This window comes from Tahibacter amnicola (genome assembly GCF_025398735.1).
Classification (GTDB): Bacteria; Pseudomonadota; Gammaproteobacteria; order Xanthomonadales; family Rhodanobacteraceae; genus Tahibacter; species Tahibacter amnicola.
On record NZ_CP104694.1, the window covers coordinates 1633398 to 1650215 of the forward strand.

Below are 16818 nucleotides of genomic sequence, written 5' to 3' on the forward strand. Positions count from 1 at the left end.
AAACGCGCATGAGACTGCAAGACGACATCGACTTCACCACGCTCAACTGGGTCAAACAGGAACTCGACGAGACCCTCAAGCAGGCGCGCCAGGCGCTGGAGGCGTATGTCGACGACCCCGCCGATTCCAGCCTGATGCGCTTCTGCGCCACCTACCTGCACCAGGTGCAGGGCACGTTGCGCATGGTGGAACTCTACGGGGCCTCGATGGTGGTCGAGGAAATGGAGCGCCTGGCACAGGCCCTCCTGGAAGGCGAAATCCGCCAGAAGGAAGAAGCCTATTCCGTGCTGATGCGCGGCATCGTGCAATTGCCTGACTATCTCGAGCGGCTGCAGAGCGGCCACAAGGACATCCCCATCGTCCTGCTGCCGCTTCTGAACGACCTTCGCGCCGTGCGTGGCGAAGAGCTCTTCTCCGAGAGCGTGCTGTTCTCGCCGGATCTCACCCTGCCGCTGCCCGCCTCGGCCGACGGCGCGCCGCGTGCGCTGCCCGAAACCGAGCTCAAGGCCAATCTGGCCAAGTTGCGCACCGTCTACCAGGTCGCATTGTTGAAATTGCTGCGCGCTGCCGATCCGAAGATCGAAACGCAGAAACTGAACGAGGTGCTGGCACGCATCCACAGCCTCACCTTTGCGGTGGAACCGCGTCGGATGTGGTGGATCGCTGCTGCCGTGCTCGACGGCGTCGGGGCGGCGGCGATCGAGGCCAGCCCGGCGGTGAAGCTGCTGTTCGGCAAGGTCGATCGCGAGATCAAGCGCCTGCTCGACGTGGGTGAGCAGACCTATTCCGCGACCCCGGCACGCGAGCTGCTCAAGAACCTTCTGTACTACGTCGCGCATGCCAGCGGCGAGACCCCGCGCCTTTCCGAGGTCAAGCAGGCGTTCAAGCTGCAGTCGCTGATGCCCAGCGCCAAGGAGCTCGAGCACGCGAAGGGCTCGATTTCCGGTCACAACCGGGCTCTGCTGGACACCGTTTCCGCGGCCATCAAGGACGATCTCCTGCGCGTCAAGGAAGCGCTCGACATCTTCCTGCGCGCCCAGGGCAATGACCCGGCCGAGCTGATGGCCCAGGTCGACGTGCTCGACCGCGTCGGCGATACGCTGGGCATGCTGGGGCTGGGGGTGCCGCGTCGCGTCGTGGTGGAACAGCGCGGCATTGTGGAAGAAATCGCAAACAAGACGCGCCCGACCGACGAAAGCACCTTGCTCGATGTCGCCGGTGCGCTGCTTTATGTCGAAGCCTCGCTGGACGATCACATCGATCGCCTGGGCGCCGATACGCCCGAAGACACCGGCGCCAAGGGCATGGAACTGCCCAAGGCCGAAGTGCGCAAGATCCTCGACGCCCTGATGAAGGAAGCGACGACAAATCTGGCGCAGGCCAAGAACGACATCGTCGCATTCATTGAATCGCCCTGGGACCACGCCAAGGTCGAACAGATCCCGCGCCTGCTGGAGGAAGTCTCCGGTGCGCTGCGCATGCTGGACCTGCAGCAGCCGTCCGAGCTGATGCATGGGCTGGTGCGCTTCATCGAAGTGGAACTGCTGCGCTGGCGCCGTGTTCCCACCGCCGAGCAGATGGACAAGCTGGCCGATGCCATCGCCTCGATCGAGTATTACCTCGAAGCCACGCGCGACCAGCGCGCCGGCCGCGAGAAAATTCTCGACGTCACCCGCGAAAGTCTCGAAGCCCTGGGCTACTGGCCGGTTCCCGAGGACGACGGAACCCATCCGGAACCGCCGCCGGCGGCACCACCGCCGAGCAGTCGCGCTACCGAATCGGTGGCGCCGGCCGCACCGCTGCCCACTGCGATTGATACCTCGGCGGTCGCCGCCGCGTTGTCGGCTGCGCCGGTTGTCGAGCGCAGGCCCGAACCACCCGTCGTTGCCGAGCGCAAGCCGGAACCGCTGGCGGTCGAGCGTCGTCCCGAGCCGGAGCCGCCTGTCGTCGAACGCCGTCCGGAGCCCACGCCCTTCCTGGAGCCGGTGATTGAATCGACGCCGGCACCCTTCGATCCGGCAGACACTGACGCCAACGCGCTGTCGATCGGCGAGTTCGTCAGTTTCGTGGAGACCCTGCCGGGCAGTCGCGGTCCGGCCGTCGAGGCTGCTGTCCGCTCGCCCGACGAGGGGACTGACGCCCAGTTCCTGAGCGTGGAAATGACGCCGGATGCGGACATCGACGAGTACGTCGCGCGTGTGGGTATTCCCGACGCCACGACCGAGCCCGAACCGATCGTCATGGCGTCCGAAGAGCCGGCCGATCTGCACCTCTCCGTCGAGATTGCGCCGGGTGAAGGGCTGGAGTCGCTGATGGTCGGCGAACAGCCGGCGATCCCGGAGCCGGCACAGGATCTCACCGGCCTGCGCTTTACCGAGACCGAGCCGATTGCCACGCCCGCTATCGAACCCGTAGCGCCTGTGGCGCCTCCGGCGCCCACGGTGCGCTACGTCGAGGTGGAAGAAGAAATCGAAGAGGAAGTCGAGGATACGGACGCCGTGCCGGCCATGGCGGATGCGAGCTTCCAGGCCGTCGCCTCCGACGATATCGACGAGGAGATCCGCGAGGTCTTCGTCGAGGAAGTCCAGGAAGAGATCGACAACCTCAATCGGCACATGCCGTTGTGGAAGTCGGACGTCCACGACTTCGAAAAGCTCAAGCCGGTGCGCCGTTCCTTCCACACGCTCAAAGGGTCGGGCCGCCTGGTCGGCGCGCTCGCCCTGGGCGAGTTCGCGTGGAAGGTCGAGAACATGCTCAATCGCGTGCTCGACAAGACCATCCAGCCCGGCGCACCCGTGATCACGCTGGTTGACCAGGCGGTTGCGGCGCTGCCCGAACTGCTGGCCGGCCTGCGCGGAGAAGGTGCACCCAAGTCGGACATCGCCGGCATCATGAACGTCGCCGATCGTCTCGGCGCCGGCGAGGAGGCCTGGCTGGCGCCAGCGCGCCCCAAGACCAAGAAGGTCAAACGGATCGTCAAGCGCATGGTCGCTGTTCCGGTTGAGCCCGAAAGTCGTCCCGCCGGGGAGGCGGCGGGAGTCCCCGGCCGATTTCCCGAGGCCGAGCTGACCCAGACGCTCGATATCACCAAAGAATTCAGCGAGCCGGAAGAACCGGCGGCCGAAGTCTCGTTCGACCTGCCGGTCACGGGGCCGCTGCCCAATATCGATCCGGTGCTGTTTGACATCCTGCGCAGTGAAGTGACGCAGCATCTGACCGTGGTCGATGCCTTCGTCTCCGATTCCTCGCGCTACCCGCAACCGGCGACCGATACCCTGCTGCGTGCGGTGCACACGCTGCACGGTGCCATCGCGATGGTCGACATCCCGGTGATCATCCACGTGCTGGCGCCGTTGGAAGGCTACATCAAGCGCCTGCGCGCCCGTGACGGAGCGCCAGGCCCGAGTGGTCTTGCGGTGCTGCATGACGCCAGCAATCTGGTCCGCACCGTCATGGAATCGCTCGAACGCGGCGAGGTGCTCAGCGCCGTGCCGCATGCGCTGATCGACCGCATCATCGCGCTGCGCGACGACCTGCCCGAACCCGAACTGGCGCACACGCTCTACGTTCCGATGGACGAGGACGACGCCGAATTCCCCGCCGCGGCGGCGGCCACGGTCGCGCCTGCAACGCCCGAGCCGGTCGACGCCGGTTCCTTTGCGGCCGTCACGCCGGAGCTGGGCCTGGCGCCGCTGGAAGAACCCACGGCCGCGGAAGTGGCCGAAGCCCAGGCCGCGTTTGCCGACATGGGCCTGTTGTCCGACGCCGAAGCCGATGCCCTGATCCAGACCTCGCCGGTCGACGAACCGTCGGCGTTTGAAGCGCCGCGGGAGATCGAGCGGGCGATCGCCGAGACCCCGGTCGAGGCGGAGGCTGCCTTTGTCGACGAGGAGCTGGCCTTTGAGCTGGATCGCGATTTCGGCACCGACAGCGTCGCGCTCACCGAGCCCACGCCGGCGGCGGAAGCGCCGGCCGAGGAGCTGGCGTTTGAGGACCTGGCATTCCTGGGCGGTGACGAGGCGATCTCGGGTCTTACCGAGCCTGCTGCGGAACCCGTAGCGGAAGACGTAGCGGCATTTGGCGACAGCGATGCGCTGGCCCAGGCACTGGCTTTCACCGAGCCGCCGGCCGGCGAAACGTCGGTTGTGTTGTCGGACGAATCCGCTTTTGGCGATGCAGACGTCGCCGCCACCGACGGGCTCAGCCTGGTCGAGGAGGGCGCGTTCGGTGATGCGGCAGCGGCGCCGTCGGATGACGCGCTGACACTGGCCTCGGATGACGAAAACCTCTTCTCGTCGCGCGAGCAGGCGGAGTTCGAAGCCTTGCTGGCCGCGGGGCTGGGCGAAGACCTGGCGCTTTCGGATTCGCCGGCGAGTCCGGCCCAGGAAGAACCGGCCTTTGCGCTCTCTGACGACGCCCTTGCACTGATTGGCGACGTGCCGACTGCGGAGTCGGAAGGCGTGACGCCGACGGATGTCGAGCTCGACGCACTCCTGGCGTTCGAGGCGCAGGCCGAAGCGGAAGCGGCCGCACGGCTTGCGGCAGAGGCCGAAGCGGCGCGCGCGGAAGCCGAGACACTGGCGCGGCAGGAAGCGGAACGCGGCCTGGCCGAGGCGGCCGAACGCGCTTCGCGTGAAGCCGAGGCGGCGCGGCGCGAGGCGGAAGACGCCGCGCAGCGCCACGCACAGGAGCTGGCTGCACAAGCTGCGGCGCAAGCGGCCGAGGATGCGCGCATCGCGGCGGAAGCCGAGGCTGCGGCGCAGGCAGAAGCCGCGCGTCTGCAGGCCGAAGCCGAAGCAGCGGCCGCCGCCGAGACGACGCAGATGACGGCAGTGGCAAATCCTGCCGACGTCGTGTTGCCGCCAATCGCCGAAGACACCCAGCCGGACGGCAAGCTCGACCTGCCTGACATGGACGAAGACCTGCTTGAGATCTTCGTGCAGGAAGGCACGGATATCCTCGATCACTCGGACGCGCTGGTCGCCCGGCTGCGCGAAGCGCCGCACGATCGCGAGATCGTCACTGGCATGCAGCGTGACCTGCATACGCTAAAGGGCGGCGCGCGCATGGCGGGCCTTGCGCCCATCGGCGACCTCGCCCACTCCATGGAATCGTTGCTCGAGGCCATCAGCGAAGGCCGTCGCTCGATGGACCGCAGCACGGTGGAATCCTTCGAGCGGGGGTACGACCGCCTGCACGCCCTGGTACAGCGCATTGCCAAGCGACAGGCCATCGCGATGCCCGAACACGCGATCGCCCGCTTCGAGGCGCTCGTCTCCGGTGACCTCGCGGCGGAACTGGCTGCGGCTGCGCCGGTGGATCAGGCCGTTGCCGCGGAACCCGAAGCGCCGGTAGCCGACGAACCGGCCGCCGCAGAAGTGCCGGCCGCCAAGCCGCAGAAGCCGGCGCCGCGTGGCCCGGTGTTCGAGGACGACGAACCGCGCGCGCCGCAGGAAATGATCCGCGTCCGGTCTGACCTCCTCGACTCGCTCGTCAACTACGCCGGCGAGGTGTCGATCTACCGCTCGCGTCTGGAGCAGCAGGTCACCACCTTCCGCTTCAACCTGGTCGAATTCGAACAGACCGTCGCCCGTCTGCGTGAACAGCTGCGCAAGCTGGAAATGGAAACCGAAGCGCAGATCATCGCGCGCTACCAGCGCGAGCACCACGAACCGGGCCAGACTGTATTTGATCCGCTCGAACTGGACCGCTTCTCGCAGCTGCAGCAGCTCTCGCGTGCACTGGGTGAATCGGTATCGGACTTGGTGTCGATTCAGAACCTCCTGGACGACCTGACCCGCCAGTCGGAAACGCTGTTGCTACAGCAGTCGCGTGTGAGTTCGGACCTGCAGGAAGGTCTGATGCGCACGCGAATGGTGCCATTCGATTCGCTGGTGCCGTCGCTGCGTCGCACCGTGCGACAGGCGGCTCAGGAAATCGGCAAGCGCGCCCAGCTGAAGGTGGAAGGTGCGCAGGGCGAAATGGACCGCAACCTGCTCGAGCGCATGAAGGCGCCCTTCGAGCACATGCTGCGCAACGCGCTTGCCCACGGCATCGAGGGGCCGGAAGAGCGCCAGCGCAACAACAAGAATCCGGAAGGCACGGTCACGATCCAGGTGAGCCGCGAAGCGACGGAAGTGGTGCTGCGCGTGCTCGACGACGGCCGTGGCATGGATCGCAATGCCATCCGCAAGAAGGCGATCGAGCGCGGCCTGCTCAACGCCGACGCCCAGCTGTCCGACCGCGATCTTTACGCCTTCATCCTGGAAACCGGCTTCTCCACTGCCGAGCAGGTTACCCAGCTCGCGGGCCGTGGTGTCGGCATGGACGTGGTGCACAACGAGATCAAGCAGCTCGGCGGTACGCTGACCATCGATTCCGAGCGTGGCAAGGGTTCGGTCTTCACCATCCGGTTGCCCTTCACCCTCGCGGTGACGCAGGCCATTCTGGTGCGGCTGGGCGAGGCCACCTACGCCATTCCGATGTCGTCGGTGCAGGGCGTGGTGCGTATCGGCCGCGAAGACCTCGACCGTCGCATGGCGACGATCAACCCGATCTACACCTACGCCGGCGAAGAATTCCACATCTACGAACTGGCACAGCTGCTCAATGTGCCGATGCCGCGCAACACCGACGACACGCAGGTGCCGCTCCTGATGACGCGCACCGGCGACCAGCGTGCCGCGGTGCGTATCGATGGCGTGGTGGGTTCGCGCGAAGTCGTGGTGAAGTCGGTCGGACCGCAGATCAGTTCGGTGCCGGGTATCTTCGGCGCCACCATCATGGGCGATGGCTCGGTGGTGATGATTCTCGATCTGGCACCCCTGGTCCGCCGTTTCGTCGCGCTGCGTGCGGCGAGCGTGGAAGCGGGCGTGGACATCGAGACCCTGGTGCCGGTACCGGTGGCGCCGCCGGTCGAGGAACGCCGCCAGCCGCTGGTGATGGTCGTCGACGATTCGATCACGATGCGCAAGGTCACCACGCGCGTGCTCGAACGCAACGATATGGACGTCATCACGGCAAAGGACGGCCTGGACGCGGTAGAAAAGCTGCAGGACAAGGTTCCGGACCTGATGCTGCTCGATATCGAGATGCCGCGCATGGACGGTTACGAGCTGGCGACGTACATGAAGAACGATCCGCGCCTGAAGCTGGTGCCGATCATCATGATCACGTCGCGTACCGGCGAGAAACACCGCCAGCGCGCCATGGAAATCGGCGTCGAGCGGTACCTTGGCAAGCCGTACCAGGAAGTCGACCTGCTGCGTAATGTGCAAGAAACCTTGAGGTTGAGCCGTGCCCACCCATGACGTCATCGATGAACCCGTAAGCGTTGCGCTGCTCTACCAGACCAGCCAGCTTGAAGGGCATCTGAAAGAAGCGCTCAACGAGCTGGGCGCCAGCGTCGTCTACGAGGCGCTGACCGCCGAGATGGACCGCGACGCGCTGGAGGGTTCCGGCGCGCACGTGGTGATCGTCAACCTCGATCCGGAAATCGAAGCGCACCTGGACGAGGTGTACGACCTGCTCGACGACGACCGCTACAACGTTGTCTTCAACGATGCGCAGGTCTCCTCGGGCCTGTCCGGCTGGGAGCAGGCGCGCTGGTCGCGCCACCTTGCCGCGAAAATCATGGGTCGCCCCGAAGTGGCAGATCCGCCGCGTCCCGCCGGTGCGGAGGCGCCGCCGTCGCCCGCGCAGAAGATCGCGAAGAACATTCCGGATGCACCGGCCAAGGCTGCGCCGACCAACGTCTTCCAGACCGACGTGGCCTCGCTGGCGATGTTCCCCCACGACAGTGCCATGCAGGACGCGCTCGGCGCGCTGTTTGGCGACCAGCCGGCGGCGACGCCCGCGAAACCGGCCGCGTCACACTCCACGGCGGATGCGCTGCGCGACAGCACGACGGCACCCGCGTCGGATTTCGGCTTCGACCTGGATTCCCTTCTCGGCGATATCCCGACGTCCGCCGTCAATTCGCGCACGGATACGACCGCGTCCGACGCATCGTCCATGGCCTTCGACATTGATTTCGGCGACGCGGTAACGCCGGCGGAAACGGTCCCCGTCTCGTCGATGGAAAACCTTCCGCCCGCCGAAGACTTTGAGTTCAACCTCGACACCTCCAGCAGGGGCACGGGCACCGCGGCGCCCGGTCTGGCATTTGAGGAAAACTTCGATTTTGATCTTGGCGCCACGCCGGCCGAACCCGCGCGCAAACCGACGGCGCCGGCAGCCACGCCGGACTTCGGCCTGGACACGGATTTCGGAACTGACGCCTTCGGCGGCCTCGACGTGCCCGCCGCGCCGCCGGCGCGACCCGCAGCGGCGCCACCGGCCGACGAGTTCAATTTTGCAGCTGACCTGGACGCGCTTTTCGGAACGCCCGCCACTCCGGCACCGGAGCCCGCAAAGCCGGCGGCGCAGGCCGCCACGGCGGATCTGGGCGACATCGATTTCGATGCGATGTTCGGCCAGACCGCGGCGCCGTCCCGGGCGTCCGACGAGGTGGCGGAGCTTTCCAGCGGCCTTCCCGGGTCGCGTGACCTGCCGTCGTCCGATGACTTCCCGGATTTCACCGGATTCGGCAGCGATTTTCCGCCGGTCGAGGAAAAGCCCGCTGCGGTGGCGCCGCAGGCGCCCAAGCCCGCGGAATCCAAGCCCGCGGAATCCAAGGCCAAGCCCTCCATGAACTGGTCGCTGGAACCCCTCGCCGAGGTGGACGAAACCGCGGCTGAGGCGGCGCCGGCACCGGCTGCGAAGACAGACGAGAAATTTACGGTCGAAAAAGTATCCGCCGAGGATTTCCTGGCGGGCGGAAACTGGTCGTTGGAAGAACTCCACGAGGAATCCGACTCACCGGCAGCGGCACCCGCCCCGGCGAGCAAGGATTTCGGCATCGAGAAGGTCGCGGCCGAGGAATACCTCGCCCCGGAAGGTGGCGACGAGTCCAAGTTTGATTTCAGTTCGTCGCTGAACCTCGACCTGGTGCCGATCGAAGAAGCGGTTGCCCCGCAGCAGCGTGAAGAAGCGGTGGCCGAACACCGCCTTGACGCTCCCGCGACGCCCTTGCGTCCCAAGGGCGCCGGCGTCAAGCGCGTCATCGTACTGGGCGCGTCCATCGGTGGCCCGGAGGCGGTTCGCGAATACCTTTCCGGCTTCCCGGCCCGGTTCCCGGCGCTGTTCATCCTGGCCCAGCACATGGGCGCGGAGTTCCTGGAGCTGATGGCTGCGCAACTGGCCAAGGCGACGCCGCTGACGGTCCGTAGTCCGAGCCACGGCGAGCGCGTCGGTCACGGCGAGGTCGTCGTGGTGCCGACCACACACCGGTTGCTGGTGGATGCCGAGGGCGTCGTCCAGCTGGCGCACCTGCCCGAAGCGTCACCGTACAGCCCGTCGATCGACCTCGTCCTGCGCGATGTCGCCGACCGCTTCGGCAACGCGGCGACCGCGATTGTCTTCTCCGGAATGGCGCATGACGCCATTGACGGCAGCCGCTACCTCGCCTCGAAAGGCGGCAAGGTCTGGGTGCAGGATCCGGATACCTGTGTCATCAGTTCGATGGTCGATGGCGCCAAAGAGGCCGGCGTCGTCAGCTTTGTCGGTGCGCCGGCCGAGTTGACCAAGCAAACCATTGCCGAAGTCTCCAAGGCCTGACGGAGCATTCATGGAAACTCCCCGCGAAATTCGAGGCGTACTGATCCCGATCACCAACGGGCGCGTGCTGCTGCCCAACGCCACGGTCGCCGAGGTCATCACCTTTGCCAACCTCGAGAAGATTCCGAATGCCCCGGAATGGCTGCTGGGACGCCTGTCCTGGCGTGGCTGGCGCCTGCCGCTGTTCTCGTTCGCCATCCTTTCCGGCATGACCCATGAAGAGGGCTCCACCGGCGCCCGCGTTGCGGTGCTCAAGGCCCTGGGCGGTCACGCGAAGATGCCCTTCATCGCCATGCTGACACAGGGCTTCCCGCGCCTGACCACGGTCAGCCCGGAGCTTCTCATTCCAACGGGCGATGAGCATCACCACCCGACGGGGGTGAGGGCGCAGGTGCTGGTGCGCGATGACCAGGCGGTCATTCCTGACCTCAACCAGATCGAGGCGATGATGGCGCAGGCGCTGGCGGCCTGACGGCGTGCTTTGGCGGTCGCCGTCGATGCCCAACATCGCCAGGCGCACAGGCGCATTGGTGTATCTGAAGCGTCAAAATGCCAAAGCGTTACGACATACCCCCACAACCCCGCCAAACACAGGCTTCGCCAGCGTTTGACCGCCCCCTTGACTCAAGGGGGCTCCAAAGAAGCTGATCGCTACGCTCCCTGTAGCCCGGGTTAACCCGCAGGGTTCACCCGGGGTGAACGCGCGTCGATGCCGGAGATGCGCGGCGTGGCCCGGGCGATGCGCAATTCGCGCTCATCTATCTACTCGATAGATAGCGATATCACCCACCAAGATCGCCTGCAATCGCCTGCAGCGCCGCAAGGGCCGCAATACCTGCCGTCTCCGTGCGCAGGATGCGTGGGCCCAGTCGCAGACCCTTGAATCCAGCATTGCGCAGGATAGCTTCGTCCTGGTCGGAGAAGCCGCCTTCTGGGCCAACGGTGAGGATCGCGCCGTGGGGGAGGGAGGTGATTGATGCGAGGGACTGGTCGCCTTCCGGCAGCAGCGCGTAGCGTGCGGCGGGGTCGGCGCCGAGCTGTCCGGCCCAGGCAGCGAGCTTGATCGGCGGCGTCACCTGGGGCAGGCGGTTGCGGCCGCATTGCTCGCAGGCCGAGGCAATGACCTGGTGCCAGTGTGACAGACGCCGCTCGGCGCGCTCCTCGTCCAGGCGGACCTCGGTTCGCTCCGTGACGACGGGAATGATCCGGCTGACGCCGAGCTCAGTGGCCTTCTGCAGGATCCAGTCCATCTTTTCGCCGCGCGCGACGCCCTGGGCCAGGGTCAACTGCAGCGGGGACTCGCGGTCGGCGGCGCGTGCTTCCAGCACCTGCGCGGTGACCGACCGCTTGGCCAGCGACGCCAGGCGCGCCGTGAACTCGCCACCATCGCCGTTGAACAGGACCAGCGGATGGCCGGCCTCGAGCCGAAGCACACGTGCCAAGTGTTCGCCCGCCTGCTCCGGCAGGTGGACGATGTCGCCGTCCGACAATGGCTGCGGCACGTAGATTCGAGGAATGCGCATAGTGCAGTCGTAGCAGGTTGGCAGGCCATTGTCGTCAATGGAATGCACCGCCCGCAACGCGCCGGACAGTTCCTGCCGGGCCCGGTTTCGCGTTTGCGCCGGCGTTCGTGACAGACTCAGGCTTCCGACTCTCCGGCGGTACCTCGAACGCAATGCGCTTCTTCTCCCTGGAAGGCAAGCTCACCCTCGCACTGTTCGTCGCCATTGGTGTCGCGGCAGCCCTGGCGCTGGTGATCGACAGCCTGATCGGCCGGCCATGGCTGAGTTTCGCGGTGACGCTCGTGGTTGGCACATTGCTCGCGCCGCTGTACGCGCGCGGCCTCACCAGTACGGTCGCCAGCTTGTTCCGCACGCTCGCCGGTAGTGTCACCAGCTTCAAGGACGGCGATTTCAACTTCTCGATTGCGGCGGAACGGCGCGACGAACTGGGTGATCTCGTCCGGGCGCACAACGACCTCGGTCGCGTACTGCGCGAGGAGCGGCAGGGGCTGTTCCAGCGCGAACTGCTGCTCGATACCGTCGTTCAGAACACGCCGACGGCGATCGTGCTGACCGAGCCGCATGGCCATGTCGTCTACGCCAATGTCGCGGCGCGGCAGCTGCTCAACAGCGGGCGCCGCCTGCAGGGGCTGGATTTTGCCAAGGTCGTATCCGAATGCCCGGCGGCGTTCGGGCAGGCCGTCAGGGACGGCGGCGACACCCTGTTTACCGTGCCGATCGATGGCGAGGAAGAAACCTTCCATTTTTCCCAGCGCAGCTTCAACTTGCAGGGGCGCCAGCACTGCATGTACCTGATCAAGCGCATGACGCGCGAGATCAGTCGGCAGGAAGTGGCGACGTGGAAAAAAGTAATTCGTGTAATAAGCCACGAATTGAATAATTCATTGGCGCCGATGTCGTCACTGGCCCATTCCGGCCGTCTGCTGGCGCAGAAGGGCGATCTGGCGCGCCTGGCGCCGGTCTTCGACACGATCGAGGATCGCACCCGTCACCTTCACCTTTTCATCCGCGGCTATGCCGAGTTCGCCAAGCTGCCGCAGCCACGCGCCGCGCGCGTGCCCTGGGCGCCGCTGCTGGAAGCCATCGCCAGCCAGTTTCCCGGCGTGGCGATCGGCGACCCGCCAGCGATCGCGGCCTGGTTTGATCGCGCCCAGGTCGAGCAGGTGCTGATCAACCTGATCAAGAATGCGCACGAATCCGGCAGTGCGGTCGAGGACATCCGACTGGATGTGTCCCAGTCGGAAACCGAGACCCGCATCGACGTGCGGGACCGCGGTACCGGCATGAGCGAGGCGGTCCTGGCCAGCGCCCTGTTGCCGTTCTACTCGACCAAGCGCAGCGGGACCGGCCTTGGATTGGCGCTGGCGCGCGAGATCGCCGAGGCGCATGGCGGTCGGATCATCCTGGCCAATCGCGACCATGGCGGGCTCAAGGTCACTCTGGTGTTGCCGCGCCCCCTCGGTGCCGACGCGACCGTGACACCGGCCACGCCAGGAGCGTGACGTCGCCGACGGCAGGGCAGCGCCGGCCCGTGCAGGATGCGCCCAGCCACGCCGGACGTGGGCCGACTGTCCGGAACTGCCGGGCCGCAGCCCCCCGCGGTGTGTTCGGACGTTCCCTTGCTATGATCGGGCTCGTCGGAGGAAGCGGTTCACCATGCCACAGACGCCGGTGAAGATTCCTGGATATGAATTCCTGCGCCAGCTCGGCGCGGGCGGCATGTCCACGGTCTGGCTCGCCATGCAGGTGTCGTTGCAGCGCAAGATCGCCATCAAGGTGATGCGCCGCGCCCACGAAGCCTCTTCCACCGACGTGCGGCAATTCGAAAAACGCTTCCTCCTGGAAGGCCGTACGATGGCGAAATTGCCGCATCGGAACATCGTTGCGGTCTACGACATCGTCTCCAACGAGGACGTTTCCTACATCGCGATGGAGTTTCTCGAGGGCGGCACGCTCTCGGAGAAGATGCAGAGCGGCCTGTCGCTGTCTGATGCGATCAGCGTGGTCGTGCAGATCGCCGGCGCGCTGGACTTCGCCCATAACCAGGGCATCGTCCATCGTGATCTCAAGCCCGCGAACATCATGTTTCGCGACGCGGCGACGCCGGTGCTCACCGATTTCGGTATCGCCCGCCAGCAGGACCAGTCCGCCACGCGCCTGACCCAGACCGGCATGCTGGTCGGCACGCCCAACTACATGAGCCCCGAGCAGATCAGCGGTGGCGACATTGACGGACGTTCCGACCTGTACAGCCTGGGCGTGATGTTCTTCGAACTCCTTTCCGGCCGGACGCCCTTCACCGGAGACACGCCGATCGCGGTGATGATGGCGCACCTGACCCAGGCGCCGCCGCCCCTGGCCCCGGAGTTTGCGCATTTCCAGCCGATCCTCGACCGCATGCTGGCCAAGAACCGCGACGACCGGTTCGCTTCCATGCACGACTTCGTGGCCGCGCTCAAGCAGCAGGTCATCAATAGCGATACGCTGCTGATGAAACTGCAGCTGGACCCCAACCTCACCTCATCTGAACAACTGCGCCAGCTGGGGTTCTCGCACAGCGACCCCTCGGGCGGATCCTGGCGCAGCCTCGGCGCCATCCCCGGCAGCGGGCAGCTGCCGCGGCCATCCTCCACCTCGCGCGAGGCACCCAGTCCGCTGCCGCGGCCCGGGCAGGCATCGCAGCGCGTGTCGGCGCCGTCCAGGCCGACCGCGCCGCCACCGTCGCGGCAACCCAGGGCCGCGCCTGCGCCACCGGCGGCACCGCCGCGCTGGCCGTGGGTTGCGGTGATTGCCATGGCAGTGGCCATTGCGATCGGCGTGGGCCTCTGGCAGTGGCAATCCGGTGGCAGCCGGCTCAGCGCGGACGAGCAGGAGCTGGTGCGCCTGTGGATGAAAGACGCCGAGCGCCTGGCCGCCGAGCGCAAGTACGTGACGCCGCCCGGAGACAACGCCTACGAGATCATGCAGAAGGTGCTGCAGAAGGATCCACAGAACGAGATGGCGCAGAAGCTCCAGGAGACCATGGTCGTGGGCATGCGCACCGACGCGCTGGCGGCGTTTGCAAAGGGCGAGCTGGCCGCAGCGCAGGAGCGGATCGACCAGGCCCTGCTGGTGCGCAAGGACGACGAAGAATCCGTCGCGTTCAAGGCGAAGGTGGACGCGGCAATCGCCGAGGGCGAGAAGCGCAAACAGCAGGCCCAGCTCTTCGCCGGCGTGGCCGCTGCGGAAAAGGCGGGCCGGTTGTTTGGCCCGGATGGCGCCTACGCGCTGCTGTTGCGTGCGCGTGACCTGATTCCCGGCGATGCGGTGGCCGCCAAGCGTCTGGAGGATTTCATCAGCGCCCAGCTCGTGCCGGCGCGGCAGGCCTTGGCAAACAAGGAAGTGGCACGGGCAAAGCAGCTCCTGGATGCGCTTCGGGAGCACCTGGGCGAGGACATCGCGTTCACGCGTCTGGCCGCTGAAGTGGAAAACCAGGAGAAAGCCGCCGAACGGGAACGCCAGCTGGTCGGGCTGCTCGATCGTGCCGAAACCCAGCTGGCCGGTGAGCATCTGGCCGAGCCGGCGGGAGCCAACGCCTATGAAACGCTGGGTCTTGCGCGCGAGGTCGCTGCCACCGATGCGCGTGTCCTGGCGTTTGCGAAGAAGCTCGCCGCGGCGCTGGTCGCCGACGGGCGCAAGGTGGCCGCCGGCGCGCCGCAGCGCGCGCTCGAACGCGCCGACCTGGCGCTGCGAGTGGAACCGGGCCGCACTGACGCCGCGGCGCTGAAGCAGGAAATCGAACAGCGGCTCGGACAGCGGCTGGCCGATATCGGCAAGGCCCTCTCATCGGCCAAGCAAGCCCTGGTCGAGCAGCGCTATATCGCCCCTGCCGACAACAACGCCCGGCAGTTCCTCGACAAGGTGTTGACGCTGGACCCCGGCAATGCCGAGGCTCATCAGCTGCTGGTGGAATTGCCGCGCCGGCTGGCCGAATCCATCGACGCTAAGGCGGCGGCGCGGGATACCACGGCGGCAATGGCAATGGCACGGGAGGCGCACCTGGCGTTCCCCGACGATGTGGCACTGAAAGCGCTGGTTGCCAAAGTCGAAAAGCAGGCCATGGCCGAACGCGCGGAAGCGGAAGTGGCCGCGGCGCGTGAACGGATCGCCGCCGCGATCCGCGCGACGCCGGTGACCGGCGAAGCGCTGACGCAGGCGGCGCGCAATCTCAGCGCGTTGCTGGCGGCCAACCCGGCGGACCGGGCCGCGCTGGAACTGCGCGCGCAGGTCGCGCAGGTCCTGGCGGCAACGCTGCGATCTGCCAGGACGCTCTCCGCGTTCGACGAATTCGCGGCGGTGGCGAAGAACAACGACAAACTCCTGGCTTCCGAACCGGCCTACCAGGCGCTGATCCAGGAAGCCGCGGCGCTGCGCCAGGGCGTTGCCGACGCCGAGCAGGCACGACTGGCATCGCTGCAGGGTGAACTTGTGCTCAACGCGCAGCCGTGGGCAAAAGTGGAATCAGTGCTGGATGTGGAGCGCAAGCCGGTCACCCTGCCCGAGGATCCGAGTACCCCCTTCATGCTCAAGCTGCCGGCGGGAAACTATGTCATCACCTTCCGCCATCCGCAGTCGGCCAAACCCGTGACCGTCATCGCCAAGGTCGAGGCGCAGCGACGCGCCACCGCCAACGCGGCCTTCCCCACCATTTCGGCAGAGGATTACTTCACGCGTGCGGGCTGGTGACCGACTACTCCTTGGGCTGATGGTCGGGCTGTACGCGACCGTGGCTGGCGCCGACTACAAGGACAGCTATAGCCGGGGGCTCGAGGCCGTCAAGGATGGCGATTGGGCGGAGGTGCGCAACCGCATGCAGGAGGCCCTGGCCGACAATGCCGAACCCGCGCCACGCATCCGCCTGTACGGCCAGCGCTGGGAACCCTACGTACCGCAGTACTTCCTGGGATTGGCAGCGTTCAAGCTGGGCGACTGCAAGACGGCCGTCGCGCAGTGGCGATCGGCCGCAAACCAGGGCGTGATCGGAAAAGTGGCCGCACTCAAGGCAGCCCAGGATCGTGACCTGTCCATCTGCGAAACGCGTCTGGCGGGCACCGACAAGCCGGCACCGGACAAGCCGGTGACGCCGGAGCCGGTACAACCGGTACGCCCCGAGCCCAAACCCGAACCGGCCCAGCCTGAACCGGTCGAGCCGTCCCGGCCCGAGCCGGAAAAGCCCAAGCCCGAACCAGTCCGGCCAGAACCCCGGCCGGATCCTCCCAAGCCCGAGCCGCCCAAGCCGGCGCCGACGACCCCGACCGTCGCGCAGCGGGTGCCCGATGCCTTGCTCGGCGCCATGCGCGCCTTTCTGGCGGGCCGCTACGCCGAGGTGGCGCAACTGGCGCCCGACACGTGGAGCGATCCGAAGGCGAAGGCGCATGGCTTCCTGCTGCGTGCCGCCGCGCGCCATATGCAGGCCCAGCTGGAAGGCAAAGACGCCACTGACGCGGTGCGCAACGACATTCGCGCCGCGCTCGCCATCGACGCCCGCCTGGTTCCTGACGCCACGGTGTTTTCGCCACGGTTCCGCCTGCTGTTCGCCGCCACCCGCTGAGGCGGCAACGGCAGAGCGTGAATTGGGTCACGCCCGGCACGCGCACGC

Annotated in this window: 7 protein-coding genes; 6 read left to right on the plus strand and 1 reads right to left on the minus strand. The window is 66.6% G+C overall.

Translation table 11 applies throughout. The features are described 5' to 3' along the window. Window positions 1-8: 8 nt before the first annotated feature. Genes N4264_RS06865 through N4264_RS06875 form a run of 3 tightly spaced genes read left to right on the plus strand, consistent with a single transcriptional unit; the run spans window position 9 to window position 10129 of the window. Window positions 9-7310: a FimL-related protein gene (locus tag N4264_RS06865; protein WP_261696319.1), complete on the plus strand. Its 7302-nt coding sequence runs from the start codon at window positions 9-11 to the stop codon at window positions 7308-7310. Further along, on the plus strand, window positions 7297-9657 hold the full coding sequence (locus N4264_RS06870; RefSeq protein WP_261696320.1) for a chemotaxis protein CheB: 2361 nt from the start codon (window positions 7297-7299) through the stop codon (window positions 9655-9657). Before N4264_RS06865 ends, N4264_RS06870 begins: the two co-directional genes overlap by 14 nt. A 10-nt stretch (window positions 9658-9667) precedes the next feature. Beyond that, on the plus strand, window positions 9668-10129 hold the full coding sequence (locus tag N4264_RS06875; protein ID WP_261696321.1) for a chemotaxis protein CheW: 462 nt from the start codon (window positions 9668-9670) through the stop codon (window positions 10127-10129). A 310-nt stretch (window positions 10130-10439) separates the two neighbouring features. Here the strand turns inward: N4264_RS06875 and N4264_RS06880 are convergent, their stop codons facing one another. Next, complete coding sequence (locus N4264_RS06880; protein ID WP_261696322.1) at window positions 10440-11180, minus strand: 16S rRNA (uracil(1498)-N(3))-methyltransferase; 741 nt, start codon at window positions 11178-11180, stop codon at window positions 10440-10442. 152 nt (window positions 11181-11332) lie between these two features. On the opposite strand from N4264_RS06880, the gene N4264_RS06885 reads away from it, so the two are divergent. From N4264_RS06885 to N4264_RS06895, 3 genes are all read left to right on the plus strand, one after another. Continuing rightward, on the plus strand, window positions 11333-12682 hold the full coding sequence (locus N4264_RS06885; protein WP_261696323.1) for a sensor histidine kinase: 1350 nt from the start codon (window positions 11333-11335) through the stop codon (window positions 12680-12682). A gap of 154 nt (window positions 12683-12836) precedes the next feature. Next, complete coding sequence (locus N4264_RS06890) at window positions 12837-15905, plus strand: serine/threonine protein kinase (protein ID WP_261696324.1); 3069 nt, start codon at window positions 12837-12839, stop codon at window positions 15903-15905. A gap of 19 nt (window positions 15906-15924) precedes the next feature. Further along, window positions 15925-16770 carry a hypothetical protein gene (locus tag N4264_RS06895; protein WP_261696325.1) on the plus strand — a complete coding sequence of 282 codons (846 nt, stop codon included), beginning with the start codon at window positions 15925-15927 and terminating at the stop codon, window positions 16768-16770. Window positions 16771-16818: the final 48 nt, after the last annotated feature.

Bases quoted from the DNA above. Each gene is read 5' to 3' on its own strand.
- N4264_RS06890 (WP_261696324.1), top strand. From the start codon at position 12,837: ATGCCACAGACGCCGGTGAAGATTCCTGGATATGAATTCCTGCGCCAG.
- N4264_RS06895 (WP_261696325.1), top strand. From the start codon at position 15,925: ATGGTCGGGCTGTACGCGACCGTGGCTGGCGCCGACTACAAGGACAGC.
- N4264_RS06880 (WP_261696322.1), bottom strand. From the start codon at position 11,180: ATGCGCATTCCTCGAATCTACGTGCCGCAGCCATTGTCGGACGGCGAC.
- N4264_RS06875 (WP_261696321.1), top strand. From the start codon at position 9,668: ATGGAAACTCCCCGCGAAATTCGAGGCGTACTGATCCCGATCACCAAC.
- N4264_RS06885 (WP_261696323.1), top strand. From the start codon at position 11,333: ATGCGCTTCTTCTCCCTGGAAGGCAAGCTCACCCTCGCACTGTTCGTC.
- N4264_RS06865 (WP_261696319.1), top strand. From the start codon at position 9: ATGAGACTGCAAGACGACATCGACTTCACCACGCTCAACTGGGTCAAA.